This window comes from Oribacterium sp. (genome assembly GCF_057249185.1).
Window position 1 is genome coordinate 1 of record NZ_DBHIGR010000099.1, and the last position, 8,135, is coordinate 8,135.

The window sequence follows — 8,135 nt, forward strand, 5'->3', positions numbered from 1 at the left end:
ACAGGTTTTTCAAGGCCTGAGGAGATTTTGGAACTATTTAACTGTCAAACTACCGTGCTATGCTTCTCAGAATCGACTCCATTTCCGCTATTCCTTTGATTTTCAGACTTAGCCTCGTCTTTCCCGGTAAAAAACTTCTTTAACCCTTCTAACATTCTATCCTCCCGAAACTATGTAATTTCAAACTAAATCATCTGCAAAATTCTCTTCTCCTGATTCTTTTTGTGCTATACTGTAAGCAAATGATTATTTCTCTTGAAAAAAATCTTGAACCCACAGCATTCTCTCTAATCTCAAAAAACATAAAAAATAATCCTACAAAGTTCTAAAAAATAGTCCTACTCAAGTATTTTATCTTATTATTCCTCTGTATTCCATACACTTATTTATCTTCTATGACTCTTCTAAAACTCTTCTAAAGCTATTGTTACGTATACTAATATCTTGTATTCATTACTACATTATCTACATGCTCTTACTCATTTATGATTTATATTCTTTTTCATTCTCAGTTAAAGCAATTCTATTACTCTTTGACACCCTATCAAATAGGGTGTATCATATCAGGAGATAACACTATGACAAGAACATTTATTCAGACCAACGAATTTTCCAAAAATTGGGACATCTTAGGTTTTGATGATGAAGACCTACGCATATTGGAACTTAGTATTCTAGAACATCCGGAAAAATATCCTATCATGAAAGGAACCGGTGGACTTCGAAAAGCCAGAATTTCTATAGGTAGAAAAGGAAAAAGCGGAGGGGCAAGGGTTTGTTTTGTAGATTTTATTTTCGTAGAGACGGTATACCTGATTACCGTATATGGAAAGAAAGAAAAGGACAATCTTTCCAACGCAGAACGAAATCAAATCAAAAAGATGATTGAAACACTAAAAAAGGCATTAGAGGAGGTACATAATGGGTAAAAAAAACGTATTCGACAGCATTTTATCCGGGCTGAATGAAGCACTGGAAGATGCAAAAAAAGAGACTCCCTCGTTAAAAAGACATCAGGTCACCGTTATTCCAATTAAAATATATGGAGCGAATGATATAAAAAAAATCAGAAATTCAACTGGTCTGTCCCAAAAATACTTTGCAAGTTATATGGGCGTTTCCATTAAAACTGTAGAAGCTTGGGAAGCAGGTACCAACCATCCTTCCGGTTCAGCCAGCAGACTTCTTCACATGATGGAATTGGATAACGAACTCACAGAAAAATATCCCTTTATTTCCAAGGCCTCCTCTACCTGATATTTTTCACAAGAAAATCACACCCTTCTTTCTTCAAGAGGTCTATACTATGCGGCGAAGAATAGCATAATTTCACGAAAAGATGTATAGTACTTGAACAATGCAGATTCCCCGAAGGGATGGAAGGTCGAAAGGAGTCGTTATGGAAATCCAAAAAACAGCCAGTGCCGGCACCACGGAGAAATGTGATTGTCTGGTAACCGTTTCCAAAGGAAGCGGCGGCAGAACGGTACAGCTTAAGTCCAAGGTGCTCTACGAGTACGGAGACAGAATGGTCGCCTTGGTACACCAGTGCCTTACGAAAATGGGCATTCAGGATGCCCTCGTGGAGGTAGAAGACATGGGCGCCTTTGACCACATCCTTGTGGCAAGATTACAGGCCGCTGTATACCGCAGTCAAGATAAAACAGAAAACATTCCTTGGGGGGATCTGCTCCATGAATCATAAAAATCGCCTGCGAAGAAGCATGATGTTTCTGAATGCACAGAAACCGAATCTTTTAAAGGATCCTTATATCTACGGGGCGGACTCCTTGATTTTCGATCTGGAGGATGCTGTGGCCCTTGGAGAAAAGGATGCTGCCAGATTTACTCTCTTTCATGCTTTAAAAAAAGTAGATTATCAAAATGCAGAAAAAGTGGTGCGGATTAACGGAATCGATACCCCCTTTTGGAAGGAGGATATTCACTGCGCCGTCTTTGCCGGCTGTGACAGCATTCGTATTCCGAAAACGGAATCCAAGGAGGATGTTCTTACGGTAGAAGCGGAGGTAGCAAAGGCAGAGCAAGAAGCCGGTGTGGATCTTGGAAGCACCCTTCTTATGGCGGCCATCGAGTCTGCAAAGGGCGTGGTACATTTGGAAGAAATTTGCCATGCCTCGGAGAGACTTTTCGGGGTAGCCCTTTCTGCAGGAGATTATACCAAGGATTTACATACCGGAATCAGCGGAAGCGGCGTAGAGCTTAGCGGAGCAAGGCAACTGATGATTATTCACGCAAGAGCCGCAGGAATACAGTGCTTTGATACCGTCTATACCAATCTGGAGGATATGGAAGGCTTCCGGAAGGAAGTAGAGCTGATTCACACCATGGGCTTTGACGGAAAGTCCATTATAAACCCGAGACAGATTCCCGTTGTGCATGCTGTTTATACGCCAAGTGAGGAGGAAATTACCTTTGCCGAAAAAGTAGTACAGGAAATTGATGAAAAACGAAGTCAGGGCATCGGCGTATTTACCGTAGATGGGAAAATGATAGACATCGCCTTTTATGACGGAGCCAAAAGAACCCTTGCGTTGGCAAAGGCTGCCGGCGTTTTGGAGGAGGTGCAAAATGATTAATGCAGTGGGTAGAGAGATTCCGGATGCGGTTTTAGCGGAAACCGGGAAAACGGTATTTCGGGGAAGCAGACATTTTGACGGCTATTCTTATGAAAAGACAGCAGTAAAAGCGAGAGCACGAATCGGTGGCGAGGGCAGTAAACTGGAGAAGGATTTGCAGGAGGTTTTGCGAAAATGCAACGCCCATGACGGCATGACCATCAGCTTTCATCATCATTTTCGGGAAGGAGACCTGGTGGCTATGCAGGTGATGCAGGCTATTCACGAGATGGGCTTTAAGAACATTACCATCTGTGCCAGCTCCCTAAGCAAAGCCCAAGATGCGCTCGTTCCCATGCTGGAAGACGGTACCGTAACCCATATCGAAAGCTCCGGGGTTCGGGGAAAAATCGGAGAAGCCATCAGTGAGGGGAAATTACAGGGAATCGCTATTCTTCGTTCCCACGGCGGAAGAGTTCGGGCCATCGAAACGGGAGAAACGAAAATCGACATTGCCTTTATCGGAGCCCCAAGCTGTGATGAATACGGAAATTGCCGGGCAGTAGGGGGAAACAGCAACTGCGGTGTGCTCTCCTACTCCTCCATTGATGCGGAGTATGCCGAGTATGTGGTGGTTTTAACGGATTGTCTTGTTCCCTTTCCGAATTTTCCGGCAGATATCAGTATGACTGACGTGGACTATGTGCTAAAGGTGGATGCTATAGGAGATCCGGAAAAAATAGCTACCGGTGCGGCCCGTCCTGTGACGGATAGAAGAAAACTGATGATGGCGGAAAGCTGTGCAAAGTTCATTGCCGCTACCCCCTATTTTAAGGAAGGCTTCACCTTTCAAACCGGAATCGGCGGGGCAGCAAGTGCCACGGCACTGTGTCTTTCGGAGAAAATGCGGGAGAAAAACATTCATATGGGATTTGGTGCCGGAGGAATGTCCAAACCCATGTGCGATTTATTAGATGAGGGTTTGGTTTCCTGCCTTTTGGATACCCAAGATTTTGATTTGCCTTCTATCGAGAATCTGATTTCCCATCCGAAGCATTTTTCCATCAGCACCAAGGAATATGCGGATCCCTTCTGCAAAGGTGCAGTGGTTAATAAATTGGACTTTGTGATTTTAGGGACTTTGGAAGCGGATATCCATTTTCACTGCAATGTGGTGATGAGCTCCGAGGGAGAATTAATGGGGGCTCAGGGAGGACATCCGGATACGGCAGCCGGAGCAAAATGCACCATTGTCATCACGCCTTTGGTGCAGGGAAGAATTCCTACTATCCGAAATGATGTGACTACCGTTACCACCCCCGGGGAAAATGTAGATGTGATTGTTACTGACTATGGCATTGCCATTAATCCCCAACGTCCAGAGCTTTTGGAGGCTGCAAAAGACGCTGAGCTTCCCATAAAGAGTATTGAGGAATTACGAGATATTGCCTACAAGATCTGTGGTGAACCGGCCAAACTGGAATTCGAGGATAAGGTAGTTGCCATTATCGAAGCAAGAGACGGCAGCATCATGGACGTTGTAAGAAAGCGAAAGGATAAAAGTCTACTTACACTAAGCGCTAGATAAAAACCAGTAAAGTCAAGTGTCATTCTTATAAAACCAAGTATATATTTTATGCCAAGGGAGTTCTAAATGGAATTTTATTGTAAAAGCGGAGAACGAATCCATGTGGATATTCTGGGAGAAGGCTTTCCCATTGTCTTCCTCCATGGAAACAATCTGCAAAGCAGCTATTTTGCAAAGCAACGGGTTCTCGAGAAAAGGTTTAAGCTCCTCTTTGTAGATAGTTTGGGGCATGGGAAATCCGGAGAACTGCAGGGGGAAACAAGCTTTGCTTACCTTGCTGATAGTCTGGAGGAGCTCCTTTCCTCCCTTTCCATAGGAAAATGTCTTTTGGTGGGGCACAGTGACGGTGCGAACCTTGCCTTGGAATATGCCGGTCGCCACGGGGAGAGAGTAGCCGGGATTCTGGCAAACAGCGGAAATATTTCCTTTTCCGGTCTAAAGTTCCTTCCCCGCTATGCCTGTTACCTGGAAGAATGGCTCTACCGCTTTTTGGGGCTCTTTCTTCCCGACTTTAAACGGAAGTCCAGAGTTTCTCCCCTTTTACGGGAAAATGTGGATGTGCCGAGGGAGCTTTTTCGAAAGGCGCCTTACCCTGTAGTGGTTTTGGTGGGCGATAGGGATATGATTAAGCGAAAGCACAGTATGGCTATTGCAAAGCTTTTTCCCAAAGGCAAATTTCTGGAAAGAAAAGGGCAGGGGCACAATATCCCGAAAAAGGATAACGTTTACTTTAACCGCTTGATAGAAAAAATGGTTTCCGTAGTAAGGAGGAAAAATTGAATAAACTGATTTCTTTTTTTAAAAAATGGCAGAATGTTCTAAAGAGCATTCTTTTCCTGAGCATTTCTATTTTGGTGCTTTTGGAACTTGTTAAAATGGGAAAGACCATTTCCCCGGAGGCGGTAAAAAGCATCTTAAGCGGTTTATCCCCTTTCCAAATTGTAAGTCTCCTTGTTATCGGAATCCTTTCCGTTTCTCCGATGATGCTCTATGACTTTATCCTTTGTAAGGAGCTGAAAAAGAAGATTTCTTTGGGGAAGCTGATAGAAAGCAGCTGGACCATCAACAGCTTAAACAACCTGATCGGCTTTGCAGGCCTTGTGGACGTGGGACTGCGTTACAGCTATTTTACGGAGGAGGATAAGGGCGAAGAAACCATGCAGGGCATTTCCAAGGTGATGCCTTATTTCATGTCCGGGCTTTCCCTCTATTCCCTGCTATCCTTCGGGCTCTTGTTTTTCGTTCAGAAAAATGCCGTTTTAAGCCCCTACAGCTTTGTCCTCCTTCTAGCTTCTCTGATTCTTCCGGTCTTGCTTTTTCTTTCCACCAGAAAAAACTGGTCCTACTTTGGAAATCTATCCAAGAAAAAGATTCTGGCTTTAATCGCAACTTCCCTCCTCGATTGGGGCTTTGTTTCCTGCTTTTTCTTTTACTGCGGAAGGACACTGGGCTACAGCGTTTCCCTTGTAAGTATCCTGCCGTTATTCTTTATCTCCATTTGCATCGGTATCGTCTCCATGATTCCCGGAAGTCTCGGAAGCTTTGATTTAATGATGATGAGCGGTCTTTTACATTTTTCCGTAAATCGAAATGAGGCGGCAAGCTGGCTGCTGCTTTTCCGTATCTTTTATTACATCATTCCCTTTACCATCGGTCTCCTTTTCTTTATCAAAAGTATGGGAGGGCAGATTAATCAAAAATTTTATGGTCTGCCGAAGAAACTTAGCTCCCTGCTGGGACAGGGCATCAGCCACTTTATGGCAACTTTCTTCGGTTTTTTTCTGATGGCCACCGCCATTCTTCCCGATGAAATCCATAGCATTCCTCTCATCGGACAAATGGATCCCATCCGCGGGCAGTTGCTTTGGCAGTTTCCAAGCTTTCTCCTTGGTTCTCTTTTCTTCCTTTTGGGAAGACTTTTGAAAAGAAAAGCCGCCTTTGCCAAGCCCTTTTCCCTTCTGCTTTGCCTTGTGACACTTTTCTATATCAATCTGGGAAGCCCTTCTCTTTTCAGTAGTCTCTACCTTCTGTTGTTTCTGCTGATTCTCTTTTTTCGAAGAAAAGAGCTTTCCAGAAAAGCCTTTTTCTATCCGATGGAAGACCGTTTGAAGGACTTTTCCTATATTCTGGGAAGTATTTTCATTACCCTCTTCCTTTTATACCTTTCCAGCGGCAATACCGGAAAGGATAGTCTCGGCTTCCTGATTTTCCATAAGGGCGTTCTGCATAAGTTACATACTTTCTCAAAGCCCCATTTTTTCACAGTCTTTTTAGACTACTTTCTCCATCTTTTCGCCTATTTTCTGATTCCTGCGCTTTGCTATATTGCCGTGGGCGCACTGGCGAGAGATAAACATTTTTCCTTCGGAGAAAAATTCAATCAGGAACGCTTTCAGAACTTTTTGCAAAGCTTTCCCAATAAGAACTTAAATGCTTCTCTGGCCTTCCTTGGCGATAAGCTACTGTACTATTATCAGGAAAATGGAGTGGATAAGGTGGTTTTTCAATTTGCCTTAGAAGACGGAAAAGCGGTGGTCATGGGAGAGCCCATCGGAGAAGAAAGATATTTTCCTGCTGCAATCTCTTCCTTTACTGCGGAAGCGGAGGAAAAAAATCTTACCCCGCTCTTCTATGAGGTGGGCCAGGATTTAACCCTTCTCCTCCATAACCATGGCTATGAATTTATGAAGTTCGGAGAAAGTGCAAAGGTTCCTCTTTCCGACTTTGATCTCGTAGGAAAATCCGGCAAAAAGTTCCGTGCCGCGGTCAATAAAATAGAAAACAAAGGATATAGCTTTCAAGTACAGTACCCGCCTTTTTCCGATGCCTTTTTACAGGATTTGGAGAAAATATCGGATGCCTGGCTTTCCGGAAGACAGGAAAAGGGATTTTCTCTGGGCTTCTTTGACAAAGGCTATCTCTCTCTGGCTCCCATTGCCTGCGTATTGGATTCCGAAGGACATGTGCAGGCCTTCTCCAACTTCCTCGTTTGCAATGGAGAAAAAGAAGCAAGCATTGATTTAATGCGTTATAATCCGGACACGGAAAGTAACGGCATTATGGACTATCTCTTCGTGGAGATTTTCCTGTATTTTAAAGAAAAAGGCGTAGAATACTTTGATTTGGGTATGGCTCCTCTCTCCAACGTGGGACAGGAAGAGCATAGCTTTTTCCAAGAAAAACTGGCCTTTCTGGTTTATGCCTTTACCAATCGCTTCTACTCCTTTTCGGGACTACGAAAATATAAGGACAAGTTCTCGCCCCTTTGGGAGGCAAGATACCTGTCCTATCCGAAGGACAGCAGTCTGCTTTTTGATCTGCTGGCGATTTTTAAGATAGATAATCGGAAGGTAAAGGAGCTGTAAAAAACATTTTCCAAGCAATATAGGTCTGAAACGGGGCACGCTCTCGCTAACTTCGCCTTGACTGAGCAGTGGTTTATGTTAACCACTGCTCACTTTGCTTTGCAAAGCAACTTCCTTCGGAAGTTGGTCTGCATCAGGACGACTTTTCTAATGAAAAGTCTGTCCTTACAGCACTAGCTTCAAGCTTCACTTCATTCGCTTTCAGCAAGTGCCGGCGAGCTCAGATTGCTCCCTTTTCAGACCTATATTGCATAAAAAAAATTTTGATTATTTATCCTTTTATTGAATCTTATGCTTCTTCATTTTCTCCTCAAAGATATCCGTGATAATCTTTCGGAGCTCTTCTCTTTCCTTCTCCGGAAGCTCTCCTGCCTGTTTCGCTACTGCATATAATGCCGGATATTCCTTCGCAATTCTTTCAATGGTCTTGGTTGTAGCATGACCTCTTACGAAGAAGGGAATCTTTTTAATCCATTCCTCCGGCACCAAAGCTAAAATTTTCTTTCCTGCTTCCTTATCGCTGATGACAGCCTCCGATAAGCCCTGCTTAATTTGCTCCTGTTCCTTTTCCGTAAAATCCTGTAATTCCATAATATCTCTCCTTTT

General features: G+C 43.7%; 8 protein-coding genes. 7 read left to right on the plus strand and 1 reads right to left on the minus strand.

The window, feature by feature from the left end; all coding sequences use genetic code 11:
• Positions 1 to 578: 578 nt before the first annotated feature.
• The 7 genes from ACO4PX_RS06620 to mprF all read left to right on the plus strand — a co-directional run bounded on the left by ACO4PX_RS06620 (position 579) and on the right by mprF (position 7,529).
• Positions 579 to 929 (plus strand): type II toxin-antitoxin system RelE/ParE family toxin, encoded by a 351-nt coding sequence (locus ACO4PX_RS06620; protein WP_485572045.1) that lies wholly within the window; start codon positions 579 to 581, stop codon positions 927 to 929.
• On the plus strand, positions 922 to 1,257 hold the full coding sequence (locus ACO4PX_RS06625) for a helix-turn-helix domain-containing protein (RefSeq protein WP_485570317.1): 336 nt from the start codon (positions 922 to 924) through the stop codon (positions 1,255 to 1,257). The genes ACO4PX_RS06620 and ACO4PX_RS06625 overlap by 8 nt, the downstream gene beginning before the upstream one ends.
• A 142-nt stretch (positions 1,258 to 1,399) precedes the next feature.
• Positions 1,400 to 1,705: a citrate lyase acyl carrier protein gene (gene citD / locus ACO4PX_RS06630; protein WP_485572046.1), complete on the plus strand. Its 306-nt coding sequence runs from the start codon at positions 1,400 to 1,402 to the stop codon at positions 1,703 to 1,705.
• A complete protein-coding gene (locus tag ACO4PX_RS06635; protein ID WP_485572047.1) occupies positions 1,695 to 2,597 on the plus strand; it encodes an aldolase/citrate lyase family protein in 903 nt (300 codons plus the stop codon). The genes citD and ACO4PX_RS06635 overlap by 11 nt, the downstream gene beginning before the upstream one ends.
• Complete coding sequence (citF, locus tag ACO4PX_RS06640) at positions 2,590 to 4,164, plus strand: citrate lyase subunit alpha (RefSeq protein WP_485572048.1); 1,575 nt, start codon at positions 2,590 to 2,592, stop codon at positions 4,162 to 4,164. Before ACO4PX_RS06635 ends, citF begins: the two co-directional genes overlap by 8 nt.
• A gap of 66 nt (positions 4,165 to 4,230) precedes the next feature.
• Positions 4,231 to 4,944 (plus strand): alpha/beta fold hydrolase, encoded by a 714-nt coding sequence (locus tag ACO4PX_RS06645; protein ID WP_485572049.1) that lies wholly within the window; start codon positions 4,231 to 4,233, stop codon positions 4,942 to 4,944.
• Positions 4,941 to 7,529, plus strand: coding sequence for a bifunctional lysylphosphatidylglycerol flippase/synthetase MprF (gene mprF, locus ACO4PX_RS06650; protein WP_485572050.1), 2,589 nt, complete (start codon positions 4,941 to 4,943; stop codon positions 7,527 to 7,529). Before ACO4PX_RS06645 ends, mprF begins: the two co-directional genes overlap by 4 nt.
• Positions 7,530 to 7,808: 279 nt before the next feature.
• Here mprF and ACO4PX_RS06655 read toward each other — a convergent pair.
• On the minus strand, positions 7,809 to 8,135 hold a 327-nt coding region (locus ACO4PX_RS06655; RefSeq protein ID WP_485572051.1), incomplete at its 5' end, for a hypothetical protein.

Excerpts from the sequence above, each read along its gene's own strand:
- citF (WP_485572048.1), top strand. The coding sequence starts at position 2,590 with ATGATTAATGCAGTGGGTAGAGAGATTCCGGATGCGGTTTTAGCGGAA.
- ACO4PX_RS06645 (WP_485572049.1), top strand. The coding sequence starts at position 4,231 with ATGGAATTTTATTGTAAAAGCGGAGAACGAATCCATGTGGATATTCTG.
- ACO4PX_RS06625 (WP_485570317.1), top strand. The coding sequence starts at position 922 with ATGGGTAAAAAAAACGTATTCGACAGCATTTTATCCGGGCTGAATGAA.
- ACO4PX_RS06635 (WP_485572047.1), top strand. The coding sequence starts at position 1,695 with ATGAATCATAAAAATCGCCTGCGAAGAAGCATGATGTTTCTGAATGCA.
- ACO4PX_RS06620 (WP_485572045.1), top strand. The coding sequence starts at position 579 with ATGACAAGAACATTTATTCAGACCAACGAATTTTCCAAAAATTGGGAC.
- citD (WP_485572046.1), top strand. The coding sequence starts at position 1,400 with ATGGAAATCCAAAAAACAGCCAGTGCCGGCACCACGGAGAAATGTGAT.